Annotated in this window: 13 protein-coding genes and 1 tRNA gene; 6 read left to right on the forward strand and 8 right to left on the reverse strand. The window is 63.0% G+C overall.

What is annotated here, in order from left to right; genetic code table 11:
• Positions 1-714 precede the first annotated feature (714 nt).
• The 6 genes from IVB27_RS15495 to pncA form a co-directional block, all read right to left on the reverse strand.
• A tRNA-Ser gene (locus tag IVB27_RS15495) sits at positions 715-804 on the reverse strand.
• Between the two features lie 288 nt (positions 805-1,092).
• The gene (locus tag IVB27_RS15500) at positions 1,093-1,416 is read right to left on the reverse strand and encodes a hypothetical protein (protein WP_247444361.1); all 324 of its coding nucleotides are present in this window, start codon (positions 1,414-1,416) and stop codon (positions 1,093-1,095) included.
• Between the two features lie 238 nt (positions 1,417-1,654).
• Positions 1,655-3,505, reverse strand: a complete 1,851-nt coding sequence (gene ilvD / locus IVB27_RS15505) for a dihydroxy-acid dehydratase (protein ID WP_247444362.1) — start codon at positions 3,503-3,505, stop codon at positions 1,655-1,657.
• Between the two features lie 504 nt (positions 3,506-4,009).
• The gene (locus IVB27_RS15510; RefSeq protein ID WP_247444389.1) at positions 4,010-6,043 is read right to left on the reverse strand and encodes an NAD(+) synthase; all 2,034 of its coding nucleotides are present in this window, start codon (positions 6,041-6,043) and stop codon (positions 4,010-4,012) included.
• A 149-nt stretch (positions 6,044-6,192) separates the two neighbouring features.
• Positions 6,193-7,308, reverse strand: coding sequence for an alpha/beta fold hydrolase (locus tag IVB27_RS15515; protein ID WP_247444363.1), 1,116 nt, complete (start codon positions 7,306-7,308; stop codon positions 6,193-6,195).
• Between the two features lie 16 nt (positions 7,309-7,324).
• Positions 7,325-7,963, reverse strand: coding sequence for a bifunctional nicotinamidase/pyrazinamidase (gene pncA, locus IVB27_RS15520; protein ID WP_247444364.1), 639 nt, complete (start codon positions 7,961-7,963; stop codon positions 7,325-7,327).
• A 245-nt stretch (positions 7,964-8,208) separates the two neighbouring features.
• On the opposite strand from pncA, the gene glk reads away from it, so the two are divergent.
• From glk to IVB27_RS15535, 3 genes are all read left to right on the forward strand, one after another.
• Positions 8,209-9,180, forward strand: a complete 972-nt coding sequence (gene glk, locus IVB27_RS15525) for a glucokinase (protein WP_247346927.1) — start codon at positions 8,209-8,211, stop codon at positions 9,178-9,180.
• Between the two features lie 133 nt (positions 9,181-9,313).
• Positions 9,314-9,517 (forward strand): hypothetical protein, encoded by a 204-nt coding sequence (locus IVB27_RS15530; RefSeq protein ID WP_247346925.1) that lies wholly within the window; start codon positions 9,314-9,316, stop codon positions 9,515-9,517.
• 141 nt (positions 9,518-9,658) lie between these two features.
• Entirely contained in the window at positions 9,659-9,814 is a 156-nt protein-coding gene (locus IVB27_RS15535; RefSeq protein WP_247346923.1) for a hypothetical protein, read from the forward strand.
• An 87-nt stretch (positions 9,815-9,901) separates the two neighbouring features.
• On the opposite strand, the gene IVB27_RS15540 is transcribed toward IVB27_RS15535, so the two are convergent.
• Positions 9,902-10,279: a response regulator gene (locus IVB27_RS15540; RefSeq protein ID WP_247346921.1), complete on the reverse strand. Its 378-nt coding sequence runs from the start codon at positions 10,277-10,279 to the stop codon at positions 9,902-9,904.
• Positions 10,280-10,390: 111 nt separating this feature from the next.
• Positions 10,391-11,182 (reverse strand): Spy/CpxP family protein refolding chaperone, encoded by a 792-nt coding sequence (locus IVB27_RS15545; RefSeq protein ID WP_247444365.1) that lies wholly within the window; start codon positions 11,180-11,182, stop codon positions 10,391-10,393.
• A gap of 465 nt (positions 11,183-11,647) precedes the next feature.
• Here IVB27_RS15545 and IVB27_RS15550 point away from each other — a divergent pair, with 465 nt between their 5' ends.
• From IVB27_RS15550 to IVB27_RS15560, 3 genes are all read left to right on the forward strand, one after another.
• On the forward strand, positions 11,648-12,988 hold the full coding sequence (locus IVB27_RS15550; protein WP_247346913.1) for an ABC transporter substrate-binding protein: 1,341 nt from the start codon (positions 11,648-11,650) through the stop codon (positions 12,986-12,988).
• 147 nt (positions 12,989-13,135) lie between these two features.
• Positions 13,136-14,074, forward strand: coding sequence for a carbohydrate ABC transporter permease (locus tag IVB27_RS15555; RefSeq protein WP_247444366.1), 939 nt, complete (start codon positions 13,136-13,138; stop codon positions 14,072-14,074).
• The gene (locus IVB27_RS15560; RefSeq protein ID WP_247346911.1) at positions 14,074-14,985 is read left to right on the forward strand and encodes a carbohydrate ABC transporter permease; all 912 of its coding nucleotides are present in this window, start codon (positions 14,074-14,076) and stop codon (positions 14,983-14,985) included. Before IVB27_RS15555 ends, IVB27_RS15560 begins: the two co-directional genes overlap by 1 nt.
• Positions 14,986-14,991 lie beyond the last annotated feature (6 nt).

Here is a 14,991-nt window from a genome sequence, read left to right on the forward strand (position 1 = left end):
CGAGAACTTCTTCGGCAAGCTCAAGGAATTCAAGCGCATCGCAATGCGCGCCGACAAGACCGACCAGAGCTTCACTTCAATGATCTATCTGGCCGCGGCCGCGATAAACTCCAGATGAATCCCAACAGACCCTAGGCTGTCATCGCACCAGGATCGAAGAAACTTCTCGAAGTCTCGCTCAGGCTCGCTCATGGAGAATTTCCACTGATCGGCTTGGCCTTGGTTTTGCGATAGTAGATCCGCTCGCCGCCTTTTTTGTTGCGTCTGATCACTAGTTCGCTGATCCTGCCTGCCAACGGAACTACCTGCGCGGGCGCGATTGGAAGCGGCGCTGGTGGATTGTCGGTCGCGCGGATGCCTCGCTGGACGAGGGTATTGTGAACTTGAAGACGAACGGCGTTCAGAGCCAAATGTACATGGCCGCATACACCGCAGGTCATTGTCAGGTTGGCATTGCGGCGCCAAACCCTAGGTAAGAGGGCTTGCTCTCCGCATTTGGGGCAAGGCACGTAACCGTCAGTCTTGGCTGCCATAAGACATGACGTTAAACCCTAGGGCGTTAAGCGCCAACGATTACCTTCGATATTCGTGTTGAAAACTCACGTAACAGACTGTTTTTCGTTGGATTCGCGCGGCATGCGCCGTCTGCACGCCGGTATATGCTGATCACAAAATCCCCACGGAACTGATTCCGCTCACGTGGATACGCAGATATGGCGGAAGGGGTGGGATTCGAACCCACGGTACCCTTGCGGGCACGCCGGTTTTCAAGACCGGTGCCTTAAACCACTCGGCCACCCTTCCAGGTACGGAATTGCTGTCGCTTAACGCAGTCGACGGCCCAAGGCAACGCGAAGTTGGCGCCGGATCCGAAACCCCTTCGCCGCACCCGATCTGTCAGGCGAGCGTCAGCCTATTCCCATAGCTTGGCATCTCGGCAATTCCGGACACCGGCGACATCTCCCAGGGCGTCGCTGGTTGCGAGGCCCGGTTTGGATTCGCCTCCGTTTCCGGGCCTCGTTTGCTGCCGGCACAAGAAAAACGGCGCCCCGTGAGGAGCGCCGCATGGAATTGTCCGTAGCTAGGATCGGCTCAGTAGCCGCAGGACGCGCAGCCGGTCGCGACCGGGGCGTAATAGGAATAGCCCGGCTGGACCATCTCGACGCGCTGGCGCGTGGCGTATTGCGGCGGGATGCGTTCGTACTGGACGCTCGGCGGCGCCACCATCACGGTCTGCGGCACCATCACGGTGCGGTATTGCGCCGGCGCGCGGTGCGCGACCGTGGCACCGGGCGAAACCATCACGGTCTCATCGACGGTGCGGTATTGCGGCTGCACGTATTGCTGCTGGTAGCAGGTCGTGCACGGCGGCGGCGTGTAGCAATTGTAGCAGCCGGCGGAAGCTGTGCCCGTCATGGAAATCGCAGCGACGACCGTCGAGAAAACGACAGCAAGAGTACGAGACATTATTGTGGTGCCCCAGTTGCCCAAAATGGATTTGCGAAGGTCGATGGCAGTATACGCCGCAAAACCTTGCTTTGCCGAAGTTCGTCGGGGCATCCTTAATACAAACGGCCGGCTTTCGCCGGCCGTTCAGAACTTGTTGACCATGCGCGATGCGCGACGCTTGCGATCACGCCCGCGCAAGACGCTCCTACTTCGAGCGCCGCTTCACTTCGCGCACCGCGCCACGCGCGGCGCTGGTGGTGAGTGCAGCGTAGGCCTGAAGCGCGGTCGAGACGTTGCGCTTGCGGCCCGTCGCCTGCCAGGCGGCATCGCCCTTCGCCTCTTCCGCGGCGCGGCGCTTGGCCAGCTCCTCGTCGGAGACCTCGAGGCTGATGCTGCGGTTCGGGATGTCGATGGCGATGCGGTCGCCAGTCCGCACCAGACCGATATTGCCGCCTTCGGCGGCTTCCGGTGACAGATGTCCGATCGACAGGCCCGACGAGCCGCCCGAGAAGCGTCCGTCGGTGACGAGCGCACAGGCTTTGCCGAGACCCATCGATTTCAGGTAGCTGGTCGGATACAGCATCTCCTGCATGCCGGGGCCGCCGCGCGGGCCTTCGTAGATGATGACGACGATCTCGCCGGCAACGACCTTGCCGCCCAAAATCGCCTCGACGGACGCGTCCTGGCTCTCGAACACGCGCGCGGGCCCGGAGAATTTCAGGATCGAGGCGTCGACGCCCGCGGTCTTCACGATGCAGCCGTCCTGCGCGAGATTGCCGTAGAGCACGGCGAGGCCGCCATCCTTGCTGAAGGCGTGCTCGAGGTTGCGCACGACACCCTTCTCGCGGTCGGCATCGAGCTCGTCGTAACGGCGCTCCTGGCTGAAGGCGACCTGGGTCGGGATGCCGCCGGGCGAGGCGCGGAAGAAGGTGCGGACCGACTCGCTCTTCGAGCGCTTGATGTCCCAGCGCTCCAGCGCGTCTTTCATGGTCGGCGCGTGCACGGTCGAGACCGACGTGTCGATCAGGCCGGCGCGGTCGAGCTCGCCCAGGATGGCCATGATGCCGCCGGCGCGATGCACGTCCTCGACATGCACGTCAGCGACCGACGGCGCGACCTTGCAGAGCACAGGCACGCGGCGCGACAGCCGATCGATGTCCTGCATGGTGAACTCGACTTGCCCTTCATGGGCGGTGGCGAGCAGATGCAGCACCGTGTTGGTCGAGCCGCCCATGGCGATATCGAGCGTCATCGCGTTCTCGAACGCCTTGAAGTTGGCGACGTTGCGCGGCAGCACCGAGGCATCGTCCTGCTCATAGTGGCGACGCACGATATCGACGATGGTGTGGCCCGCCTCGACGAACAGCCGCTTGCGATCGGCATGGGTCGCCACCACCGTGCCGTTGCCGGGCAGCGCAAGACCAAGTGCTTCAGTGAGGCAGTTCATCGAATTGGCCGTGAACATGCCCGAGCACGAGCCGCAGGTCGGGCACGCCGAGCGCTCGATCACCTTGACGTCCTCGTCGCTGACCTTGGAGTCGGCGGCCGCGACCATGGCGTCGATCAGGTCGACGGCCTTGGTCTTGCCCTGCAGCGTGACCTTGCCGGCCTCCATCGGTCCGCCCGAGACGAACACGGCGGGAATGTTGAGCCGCAGCGCCGCCATCAGCATGCCGGGCGTGATCTTGTCGCAATTCGAGATGCAGACCATGCCGTCGGCGCAATGGGCGTTGACCATGTACTCGACGCTGTCGGCGATCAGCTCGCGCGACGGCAGGCTGTAGAGCATGCCGTCATGGCCCATGGCGATGCCGTCATCGACCGCGATGGTGTTGAACTCCTTGGCGACGCCGCCGGCCTGCTCGATCTCGCGAGCGACCAGCTGGCCGAGGTCCTTGAGGTGGACGTGGCCGGGCACGAACTGGGTGAACGAGTTGACGACCGCGATGATCGGCTTGCCGAAATCGCCGTCCTTCATGCCCGTCGCGCGCCAGAGGCCGCGAGCGCCCGCCATGTTGCGGCCGTGGGTGGTGGTACGGGAGCGATAGGCTGGCATGGCGGTTTCCGTCCTCGGTTTGGCTGGCCGGGCGAGAAAATGGAAGCCGCCTCAGGCCTTTCCGGCCGGATAGCGCACGGAATGGGCCGGCGCAACGGTAACTTGGGCCTGACAGGGCCGGATCGGCCTTTCGCAGGCCTCCCCTGCTCCCGGCGCGGTCTATTCTTGCCCACCGCAAGGCCGCACGGCGATGAAGCGCGAGTGTTCACGGCAGAACACGTTCGTCTCCGTAGTGATCCGGAATGGAGTCCTATTCAGATGTCCCGTACATCGCGTGACATCGATCGGCGGCCTTACAAGGGCATCACCCTCTGATCGCGCTACATGGGGTTGGGGGACCGCATGGGGCGGGGGATCAAGGGCTGGGGCAAGGTTACGAGGTCCGGACTCCTAGGCACTCCGGACCTCGGGACTTTCTGGATTGAACGCGATTTCGCGCCGCCGGCCTCATGAGCCGCGCGGCGCGATTTCGTTTTGGGCAGCTGCACGATCAGCCCTTACCGATCAGTTCGGCACATTCCGTTCGAGATCTTCAAGCCACGCCGCCGCGCTGGAATCCGACGGCGCGCGCCAGTCGCCGCGCGGCGACAACGAGCCGCCTGCCGAGACCTTCGGCCCGTTCGGCATCGCCGATCGCTTGAACTGGCTGAAGGCAAAGAAGCGGCGCAGGAACACCTCCAGCCAGCGGCGGATCTCCTTGAGATCATAGGCCTTGCGCTTATCGGTCGGAAATGCCGGCGGCCATTCGCCCTCAGCGACGTCCTTCCATGCCTGCAGCGCCATGAAGGCGATCTTGGACGGCCGCATGCCAAAGCGCAGCGTGTAGAACAGGTTGAAATCCTGGAGCTCGTAGGGACCGACGGAGGCTTCCGTGCTCTGTGCCTTCTCGCCGGGCTGGACCGGAACCAGCTCGGGCGAGATCTCGCCCGACAGGATCGAGGCAAGCGTCCGGTTGACGTCATCGCTGAACTGTTTTGAGGCGATCACCCAGCGGATCAGGTGCTGGATCAGCGTCTTCGGCACCCCGGCGTTGACGTTATAATGCGCCATCTGGTCGCCGACGCCGTAGGTGCACCAGCCCAGTGCGAGCTCCGAGAGATCGCCGGTGCCGATCACGATGCCGCCGTGATGGTTGGCGAGCCGGAACAGGTAGTCCGTACGCAGGCCCGCCTGCACGTTCTCGAAGGTGATGTCGTAGACCTTCTCGCCCTTGCCGAAGGGATGGCCGATGTCCTTCAGCATCTGCGTCGCCGTGGTGCGGATGTCGAGTTCCTGCCAACTCGTCTGCAACGCCTTCATCAGCGCAAGCGCATTGGTCTTGCTCTCGCTGCCCGTGGCAAAACCCGGCATGGTGTAGGCGAGGATGTTCTCGCGCGGCAGGCCAAGGAGATCGACGGCCTTGGCGGCGACGATCAGCGCATGGGTGGAATCGAGCCCGCCCGATACGCCGATGACGACGCGCTTGGTGCCGGTGGCGCGCATGCGCTGGACGAGGCCCGCGACCTGAATGTTATAGGCCTCATAGCAGTCCTGCTCGAGCAGGCTCTCGTCGCTCGGCACGAACGGAAAGCGCTCGATCTTGCGCAGGAAGCCGATGTCGGCGGCCGGCGGCTTCAGGGCAAAGGTGATCCTTCGGTAGAAACCTTCGCGCTGGCGGCGATTGTCGTCGAACGTCCCCATCGAGGCGCGCTCCTGCCTGAGCAGGTCGAGATCGACGTCGGCCAGCGTGATCTGGCCGCCCTGGCGGAACCGCTCGCCCTCAGCCAGCAGCACGCCGTTCTCGTAGATCGAGGTCTGGCCGTCCCAGGCGAGATCCGTGGTCGATTCCCCTGCCCCCGCGGCGGAATAAACGTAGGCCGCGAGGCAGCGCGTCGAGGTGGATTGGCACAGCAACGCGCGCGAACGGGCACGGCCAATCGTGATCGGACTGCCGGAGAGATTGATAAGAACGCTTGCGCCAGCAAGCGCGAGCTCGGAGGCCGGCGTCACCGGGATCCACATGTCCTCGCAGATCTCGACACCGATCGTCAGGCCCGGGACGTCCTCGGCCGCGAACAGGAGATCGACGCCGAACGGGGCATGCAGCCCGCCAAACGCGATCGTCTCGCCGACGATGCCGGCGCCGGAGGCGAAATGCCGCCCCTCGTAAAACTCGCGATAGGTCGGCAGGTAAGTCTTGGGTACGACGCCAAGCACGTTGCCGCGATGAACGACGACGGCGCAATTGTAGATGCGATGACCATGGCGCAGCGGCGCGCCGACGATCAGCGCGGTCATTAGCGCCGAGGAGGCTTCGACGATCGCGGCAAGTCCGCGCTCGACCGCATCGAGCAGCGGATCCTGCATGACCAGATCCTCGATCGCATAGCCGGACAGGCACAGCTCGGGAAACACGGCAACCGCCACCGACTGCTCGTGGCAGTCCTGCGCGGCCGCCATGATGGCCTTTGCGTTGGCCGAGGGATCCGCCACATGCGAGGTGGTGACGCAGGCCGCCACGCGCGCAAATCCGTGGGCATAGATCGAGTGGAAACTCATCGAGCTCAGCACCTTCAATTCAATCTCTCTGCGGCCGGCCGCAGCCGTCAGCACCGGACCATATGTAACCCATCGAGCCGGTCCCGTGCAGGCCATCCGCCTTCATGCATAACGGACTTGCAGGCTCGTCCGCCCGGTGTCTGGCGAAGTCAGGCGCTGCGCGCCAGCACGTTGGACAGATCGCCGCGCAGCCACTCGGCGATCGCGGGCCAGGCATGGACGTGGGTTCGCGCGCCCATGAACAGGCCGAGATGGTTGCTGGGTTCGGAGGCCGCCGCAATGAAGGCCGGTGGCGTGCCGAGCAAACCGGCGGTGGCGAGCGCCTGCGCGGCCGGCACGACGTCGTCATCGAGCCCGGCCAGCAGGAAGACCGGCGCCTTGACGTCCTTCAGATCAATCACGCGGCCGAGTGCCGTGAATTGGCCGTTCGCGATCCGGTTCTCCCGGAAAATCCAGTTGACGATCTCGAGATAATAAGCGCCGGGCAGATTGAGCGTTTCCGTGTTCCAGCGTTCGAACCGCGCGAGCAACGTTGCGCTCCCCTCAGGCGCAAGGTCCACCTGCAACGCCGCGGCGATGTCGTCGCGGCTCGGCGCCTTGGACCAGACACGTCGCATCTCCTCGCCGCTGACATTACCGCCGCCGCGTGCGACGAGCTGGTCATAGAGCATTTCGGGAGCGTCGCGGGCGAGCTGCGACAGCCTGGACTCGATCGAGAGGTCGACCGGCGCGCCGACCAGGACCAGCCGCCGCACCTTGGCGGGAAAGCGCGCCGCGTAGAGCAGCGAGAGCCAGCCGCCCTGGCACAGGCCGACGAGATCGACCGGCGCGCCGATCTCGTCGATGGCGACGTTGAGATCACCGAGATAGCTGTCTATCGAGAGATAGCGCATATGAGGTGCGGACGAGCGCCAGTCGGTGAGATAGATCCGGTCGATGCCGCCGTTTTGCAGGGACTGTACCACGCTGTGGCCGGGTGCGAAGTCGGCAATCAGGGCCCGGTGCAGCGCGTAGGGCGCGCAAACCAGCGCCGGCTGGCCGGATCGCGTCCGCGTGCAATCGCGCAAGCGCATGGTCGCGAGCTCCAGCGCGACGGAGTTGGCCGTGGTCCACGGCAGGCTGCTGTCGGCCTGCTCCGGCGGATCGCGCTCAAGCCATCCGAACCAGGCGTTCATGGCGAGCTGAGCCGCTGCGAACGGCCACAGCACCGGGTCACCCGGGACCTGCCCCGGTGCGCGCAGCTGTTTGCCGGTCTTCTCCGCCATGGCTACGTCACCGTTTTCACAGGAATGCCTCGAGGCCGATGACCGGAATGCCGCGCTCCCGAAAACTCTGATGGGTCGCGCCCATCGAGCCGTCGAGATCGATGCCACAGCAGGCATCCTCGATGACGGCGACATCGAACCCCGCCTCGCGGGCATCCTCCGCCGAAAAGCGGACGCAGAAGTCGAGCGCAAGGCCGGAGACGAAGACGGTGTTCAACTCGCGTTCGCGCAAATATCCGAGCAGGCCGGTCGGTGTTTTCTTGTCGTTCTCGAACAGCGCCGAATAGGAATCGATGCCGCGCCGAAACCCCTTCCGCACCACCAGACTCGCGCGGGTGACGTCGAGATCGCGATGAAATTCGGCGCCCGCGGTGCCCTGCACGCAATGGCTCGGCCAGAGCACCTGCGCGCCGTAGTCAAGCTCGATACTCTGAAACGGCTGCCTGCCCGCATGGTTCGAGGCAAAGGAGACATGATCCCGGGGATGCCAGTCCTGGGTCAGCACCACATTGGCGAATTTTTGGGCGATTCGATTGATGGCGGGCACCACCTTCTCGCCGCTGGGAACGGCGAGCGCCCCGCCGGTGCAGAAATCGTTCTGCACGTCGATCACCAGCAGCACGTCGCGGTCGGAAAGCTTCATCGCAAGGTCCATTTCAAGCCGTCCCGCGCGACCGGCGCCGAACGCTCCTCCAATGTCGATCTTCCCGGCAACCACCGCAAGGTGCGGCGATCTGCGCGAATGGCCGCCGTCATTCCCAAGAGATGCAACGGTTTGGCCTCGTGCGTGTTGACTAGATCCACCCGAGGACGGATTCTGAAAGCCGTTCGCATCTTGCGATCCGATAGAACGGAGGAAGAGGTTCCCGCAGCCGGCAAGGGCGCGGCAGCCATATGCACATGAGCATCGGCAAGACAGGACCGATTCTTCTCGCCGATATCGGCGGCACCAATGCGCGCTTCGCGCTCAGTCAGGGCAATCAGACCGGACCGATCGACTATGTGAAGGTGGCAGACTTCCCGACCGTCAGGGAAGCCATTGTCGATGTCCTCGGGCGCCGGTCCGGCGGCGAACCGCCCCAAAGGGCCGTGTTGGCCGTGGCGGGTCCGGTGACCAACAATCGCTGCGTCATGACCAACAGCCCGTGGGTCATCGACGGCAACGAGCTCCAGCCGGCCCTTGGCTTCGGCAGCGTTCACGTTCTCAACGATTTCGAGGTGGTGGCCTGGTCTCTGCCTGCCCTGCAGCCCGCCGACCTGATCCCGCTCGGCGGACAGGATGGCCTTCCCGGAGAGCCGTTGCTGGTGGTCGGACCTGGAACCGGCTTTGGCGTCTCCTGCCTGGTCGAGCGCCATGGCGCACGGCTGGCCGTCGTCACCGAAGCCGGCCACGCGACCCTGCCGGCGGAGAACGAGCACGAGGAACGCGTGATCGCGTCCATGCGCCGACGCCTCGGCCATGTCTCCATCGAGCGCGGCGCACTGTCCGGCTCCGGCCTGCAAAGCCTCTACGAAGCGCTGTCCGAAGTTGAAGGCGCTCAGGTGCCGCATCGCGATGCTGCCGCCATTACCAAGGCGGCCCTGGAAGGCAGTTGCGAACTCAGCCGCGCGACCCTGGGGATGTTTTGCGCCATTCTCGGCTCAGTCGCCGGCAATCTCGCAGTGACCTTCGGCGCCCGTGGCGGTGTCTATATCGCCGGCGGAATCGTGCCGCGTTTTCCGGATTTCCTTGCAGCTTCCGCGTTCCGGGCGCGCTTCGAAGCCAAGGGGCGCTTCCAGGACTATCTACGCAACATCCCGACCAGGCTGGTCACGAAGCCTGACGCGAGTTTCGTCGGCCTGAAGATGTTTGCCGAGCACAACCAGCCTTAAGATCTCATACGAGTTCCAGTAATTCACAGCTCATTGCACCGAACGCGCGGTTCCATGCGGGATGGTGCTTGCGTGCATGTTTCGGATCAGAAACAATTCGGCGTTGTGTGTGGCGTAGTTGCGGGGGCGTGACATGCGTAAGCAGGATTTTGGTTTCGACTATCACCGCTATCACCGCCTGCTGATCGAGGCGGACGACGACGGCAAGCGGCTGGCCCTGATCGAGCTTTTGATCGAGGAAAAGGCGCGGGATCGGCTTGCTGCCCAGCGGGCTTCCGATCGCGCGGCCATGACAGCCCACACCATCGCCACGGTGCTGAAGAACGGGCGCCACTGAGGCGTGATCTCGTTACGGCGCGCGCAAACACGGGACCGATTGCGATTCCGTTAACGATGCATCGAAAGCTCGCGTCAAACTTTTTGCTCTAAGGCTTCCCTCACCTGATGCAATTCAGGGGCAACAAAGGGGGGAATGAACATGAGCATGATTTCGATCGCCGCGATGCCGGCCACCATCGAAACGCGTTTGACCGATTCTTCTTTCACGACCATCTTGCTGTTCTGCTGCACAGGCCTCGTCGCCTCGTTCGGCCTGATGGCGCGCGGCATCGATCTTGGCGCCGGCCTGATGTGAGACCGCGACGAATTCCGTCGCAAAATGGCCGCCCCTGATGGGCGGCTATTTTCGTTGGCGATCTCAGCGCGGCGTTTTCGCCGTCGCTCAGCGCGGCGTCTTCGCTCCCGCTTCCGGAAACATCGAATCGATCATCGCCTTGAGCTGATCGATCCCAATCGGCTTGCGCAGGATCGGCCGACGCCGGAGCAAGGACGGCAGCAGTTCCGGCCCGTAGCCCGTGGCAAACAGAAACGGCTTCCCGCGGCGCTCGATCAGGTCGGCCACGGGATCGACGTAGACGCCCTTGAGGTTGATGTCGAGAATCGCCAGATCGTACTGCGCGGTCATGGCGTAAGCGCTGGCATCCCGGACATTGTCGGCTTCCGCGACGACGTGGTGGCCGAGTTCCTCCACCATGTCCGCCATCATCATCCGGATCAACGCCTCGTCTTCGACCAGGAAAACGGAGAGTGCGTCCGCCATTTAAACCCCGCAATCAGCTTACGAAGCTAAGCATAACCGAATTGCGGAGAGGATTCACGAATTCGTGGCGGGCGCCGTTAATTCAGGCGCGCCCGATCCGATTCAACTTGATCAATCCAATCCTCGTTCGTGGCTAAGGTGCACCATCTCCTGTATGAAGACCTGCTTCTGCTTGTCATCGAGGCTCGAGTAGAGTGGCTCGGCAGCGTCGGCGACGTTGCGCTGGTCGGCAGCGCGATCGATCAGGAACTGCGACTCGTTGCGCATCTGCTCGATGATGTCGTCCGGCGGATCCCGCTTGGCCCGGGTAACCCGCAGGTTGAGCCGCTCCGCACCATTGTGCCCCAGGTAGTGCATGGCGCTCGAGAAGCCGAACCAGTGCTTCTCCTGATCGGGCGTGAGGTTCAGTTCCGTCTTGATCCGCTCGATATAGGAATCACTGTTGGCAACGATTTGCTCGGCGGTCTGTTGCGGCGCGCCGGTCTGGGTGAGGACGGGGACGTCCTTATTGTCCTGCGGCGCATTCTTGGCTTCCTTGCTCGCCTTGGCGCCCTTGCCCGCCTTGCCGCTCTTGGCATCCTTGTCCTTGCCGGCGCCGGGCTGCTTAGAGTCCTTGCTGGCGTCCTTGTTAGAATCCTTGGCGGCCGGCGGCGCCTGATTGCCGTTATTGTTGTTGACGCCGAGCACGCCGGTGAAGACGCCGACCACGCCGCCGATCGCACCGCCCAGCACGCCCCCGACGGGGCCCGCTGCCTTGTTGCCGGCCGCGGCCCCATCCTGAACGCCTTTGACCAGGCCTTGTGCATTCGCGACCGCGGCTGCGCCGAGCAGCAACACGAAAACGGCCCCCAGCGCGAACCATCGTCGCAGGTAAAGCCGCGCGGGCGGCGCCGGGTTTTTCATTCTGGTCTCCATGGTCGATCTGATTGGCCTGTCGGGGTGGAAGCCACCCGCCAGTTGCAACTCTATCGTTTTCACCGCTTCGAGGTCTAGGCGCCGACAAATGCTATCCACGCCCGAAAAGTGTTTGGCGCGAGGCGCTTATGCAGGCTCGTTGGAAACTGCGGCGTAATTGCGCACATGTCGCTGCGGCGGGGCGGCGCAAAGTGTGCGTCGCAAAACGACCGACCGCGGTTCATGGCCGGCGCGCGACACCGGAGGTAATCCCGCCTTCCCGGGACACAACGTTAGTTCTAGGCGCGAGCCGTTCGGTTTTCTCGACAGACGCGATCAATCATGATCTGATCGCGCTACCAATTTGCAAGAACGTTCAACAAGAAACTCCCAACAAGAAAATCAAAAGCAAAACTCGGAAGAAGAGTTCAGAGGAAACACCAGAACAATAAAACACCCAAGCGAGGAAACGAGATGTCACGCAAGACACTGACGCGACGTCAATTTGTGGCTGCCACTGCAATGTCCTCTGCGGCGCTGATCACCGCGCCCTATGTCCGAGGCGCTTACGCCGCCGGCAAGCTCTCGATCGGCTTCTGGGACCACTGGGTGCCCGGCGCCAACGATGCCTCCACCGCCCTCGTCAAGGAATGGGGCGAGAAGGAGAAGGTCGAAGTCTCGATCGACTACATCACCAGCAACAACAAGAAGATCGAGTTGACCGCGGCGGCCGAAGCCCAGGCCAAGTCCGGTCACGACATTCTCCAGATGCCGAGCTGGTGGCCACACGCCTATTCGGAGAATCTCGAGCCGCTCAACGACGTCATGGAGCCGCTCATCAAGCAGAACGGCGAGGTGAACGGCACCGTCAAATATCTCGGGCAGTCGGGCGGAAAATGGCTGGCAGTGCCCGCGACACCGGGAAGCCAGATCAAGGGCCCCTGCTCCCGCATAGACCTGATGAAGAAGCACGCGGGCATCGACGTGCAAGAGATGTATCCGGCCGGCAGTCCGCCAAAAGCGGACAACTGGACCATGGAGACGTTCCTGAAGGCGGCCGAGGCCTGCCACAAGGCCGGCTTCCCCTTCGGCATCGGTCTCGGCGAGACCACCGATAGCGTCGACACCGCGGGCGCGATCTTCCAGTCATTCGGCGCCGAGTTGGTCAACGCCAAGGGCGATATCACCGTCAAGACCGACGCGGTGCGGCAGGCGCTCGAATTCTACAAGAAGCTGATCGCCGTCCTGCCCACCGACGCACCGTCTTGGGATGATGCGTCCAACAACAAATGGCTGATCTCGGGCCGCGGGGCGATGATCCTGAATCCGCCGAGTGCCTGGGCGGTCGCCAAGCGCGACGCACCGCAAGTCGCCGAACAGTGCTGGACGCACGGCTTCCCGTCCGGTCCGAAGGGACGTTTTGCGCCCTTCCTGCCCTACTTCTGGGGCGTCTGGGCCTTTGGCAAGAACAAGGAAGCGGCCAAGAGCTTGCTCGTTCACCTGTCCTCGCCAGCGGCGATCGAGAAGTTCGTCGCGGCGAGCGGCGGGTACGACCTCCCGGCCTACGCGAACATGACGAAGTTCAAGACCTGGGCCGAGGAAGGGCCGCCGAAGGGCACGCTGTTCCACTATCCGGATCCCTACAAGCAGCAGACGATGTCGATCGCAGCGTCTCCAGCGCCGCCGAAGATCGCCCAGCAGATCTACTTCCAGGCGACGCTGACCAAGATGGCGCTGCGCTTTGCGCAAGGAGAGAAGTTGGAAACGGCGCTCGCCTGGGCGGAGGGTGAGTGCGAGGGCTTCATGCGGACCTGAGACGGGTATGTGCCATGGCGGTTCACGCTTCGCGCGTGAGCCGCCGGGGCACCCCTCGCTCGATCCGCTTGCCGAATGAAGCCGACGGCTGCGCCGGCTTCGCCATTCAACATGTCCTGCTACATGTCCTGCAAAGAGGCTAACGTCATGGCCGATGTCGTCGTTGAGCAAGGCCGTCTCGCTCGTGCTGGGAGGCCGCGCAAACGGACGAGCCTGCGCAATGCAATGGGACGGAAATCGACCGTAGCGTTCTTCCTCACGCTGCCGCTGATCCTCCTGATCGCCCTGCTCGTGCTCTATCCCGCCTTCTATTCGGTCTACCTGGCGACGCTGAACAAGGCGATGACGAAGTTCGTCGGCCTCAGCAATTTCACCTTCCTGTTCAAGCGCGAAACGTTCTGGATGGTGGTGAGACAGTCTTGCATTTTTGCGATTACCGCCGTGGTCTTCAAGGCTCTGATCGGTTTCATCGTCGCGCATTTCGTCCACAACATTCCCGGCAAGAAGCAACGTAAATGGCGCGGCATGCTGCTGGTGCCCTGGGTGATCCCGCCGGCGATGAGCACGCTGGCATGGCTGTGGCTGTTCGACCCCTCCTACAGCGCCTTCAACTATACGCTCTCGTTCTTCGGCATCGGTCCGATCCCGTGGCTCGGTGACACCTTCTGGGCACGTTTCTCCGTCATCCTCGTCAACGTCTGGTACGGCGCGCCATTCTTCCTGATCATGTACCTGGCCGCGCTGAAATCCGTGCCTGACCAGCTCTATGAAGCCGCAGCGATCGACGGCGCCAATTGGTGGCAGAAGATCTGGCACATCACCTTGCCGATGATGCGCAACATCATCGCCATCACCACGCTGTTCTCGCTGATCGTCACTTTCGCCAATTTCGACATCGTGCGTATCCTCACCTCCGGCGGTCCGCTGGACCGGACGCATCTGTTCGCCACCTGGGCATTCCAGGTCGGCATCCAGAGCAGCGACATTCCGCTCGGCGCCTGCGTCTCGCTGTTCATGGTGCCGATCCTCGCCGTCGCAGCGGTCTTCATCCTGCGCGATGTCAACAAACGTGGGAACGAAGCCTGATGAGCACGCTCGCGATCGACAAGACCGGACCGACGCGCAAGGTCAAGCTTCGAAGCATGAGCCGCGACCGCACCTGGGCGCTGCGCTGGTCCTACTTCTTCCTGGTGCTGTTTGCGATCTTCTTCCTGATCCCGCCGGTCTACATGCTGATCACCTCGCTCAAGAGCAGCGCGGAGATCTCGGCCGCCACCAATCCGTGGTGGGTCTTTCATCCGACTCTGTCGAACTATGTCGAGCTGTTGACCTCGAACCAGTTCCTGCGGTTCTTCTGGAATTCGTCGATGATCTCGATCGTGGTCGTGATCGTGACGATGCTGATCAGCATTCCGGCGGCGTTTGCATTGGCGCGGATGAAGTTCTGGGGCTCGGCGACGCTCGCGACCGGCGTCTTTCTCACCTATTTGATCCCGGACAGCCTCCTGTTCATTCCCTTGTTCAAGATGCTCGCGGTGGTCCAGGACTTCACCGGCATCACTCTGCTCAACCGCTGGTACGTGCTTGTGTTCATCTATCCGACCCTGACCGTGCCGTTCTGCACCTGGATCATGATCGGTTATTTCGCCTCGATCCCGAAGGAGTTGGACGAGGCTGCCCTCATCGACGGCGCCTCCTGGCTCCAGACCCTGACGCGGATTTTCATCCCGGTAGCCCTGCCCGGCCTGATCGCCGCGACCATCTTCGCCTTCACCGTGTCCTGGGCGCAGTTCCTCTATCCCCTGGTGTTCACGACATCCATCGACCAGCTCGTGCTGCCGGTCGGTATCACCACCACACTGATCAAGGGCGACGTCTTCAACTGGGGACAGATCATGACCGGCGCGCTGCTTGGCGCAGCCCCGCCGCTGGTCATCTACGCCTTCCTGATGGACTATTACATTGCCGGCCTGACCGCCGGCGCGACGAAGGGTTGAGAACGA

Origin of the sequence: Bradyrhizobium sp. 197, assembly GCF_023073375.1 — a bacterium.
Taxonomy (GTDB): domain Bacteria; phylum Pseudomonadota; class Alphaproteobacteria; order Rhizobiales; family Xanthobacteraceae; genus Bradyrhizobium.

Bases quoted from the DNA above. Each gene is read 5' to 3' on its own strand.
- IVB27_RS15530 (WP_247346925.1), top strand. From the start codon at position 9,314: ATGCGTAAGCAGGATTTTGGTTTCGACTATCACCGCTATCACCGCCTG.
- IVB27_RS15555 (WP_247444366.1), top strand. From the start codon at position 13,136: ATGGCCGATGTCGTCGTTGAGCAAGGCCGTCTCGCTCGTGCTGGGAGG.
- IVB27_RS15500 (WP_247444361.1), bottom strand. From the start codon at position 1,416: ATGACGGGCACAGCTTCCGCCGGCTGCTACAATTGCTACACGCCGCCG.
- IVB27_RS15560 (WP_247346911.1), top strand. From the start codon at position 14,074: ATGAGCACGCTCGCGATCGACAAGACCGGACCGACGCGCAAGGTCAAG.
- IVB27_RS15540 (WP_247346921.1), bottom strand. From the start codon at position 10,279: ATGGCGGACGCACTCTCCGTTTTCCTGGTCGAAGACGAGGCGTTGATC.
- IVB27_RS15535 (WP_247346923.1), top strand. From the start codon at position 9,659: ATGAGCATGATTTCGATCGCCGCGATGCCGGCCACCATCGAAACGCGT.
- ilvD (WP_247444362.1), bottom strand. From the start codon at position 3,505: ATGCCAGCCTATCGCTCCCGTACCACCACCCACGGCCGCAACATGGCG.
- IVB27_RS15550 (WP_247346913.1), top strand. From the start codon at position 11,648: ATGTCACGCAAGACACTGACGCGACGTCAATTTGTGGCTGCCACTGCA.
- pncA (WP_247444364.1), bottom strand. From the start codon at position 7,963: ATGGACCTTGCGATGAAGCTTTCCGACCGCGACGTGCTGCTGGTGATC.
- glk (WP_247346927.1), top strand. From the start codon at position 8,209: ATGAGCATCGGCAAGACAGGACCGATTCTTCTCGCCGATATCGGCGGC.
- IVB27_RS15515 (WP_247444363.1), bottom strand. From the start codon at position 7,308: ATGGCGGAGAAGACCGGCAAACAGCTGCGCGCACCGGGGCAGGTCCCG.
- IVB27_RS15545 (WP_247444365.1), bottom strand. From the start codon at position 11,182: ATGAAAAACCCGGCGCCGCCCGCGCGGCTTTACCTGCGACGATGGTTC.
- IVB27_RS15510 (WP_247444389.1), bottom strand. From the start codon at position 6,043: ATGAGTTTCCACTCGATCTATGCCCACGGATTTGCGCGCGTGGCGGCC.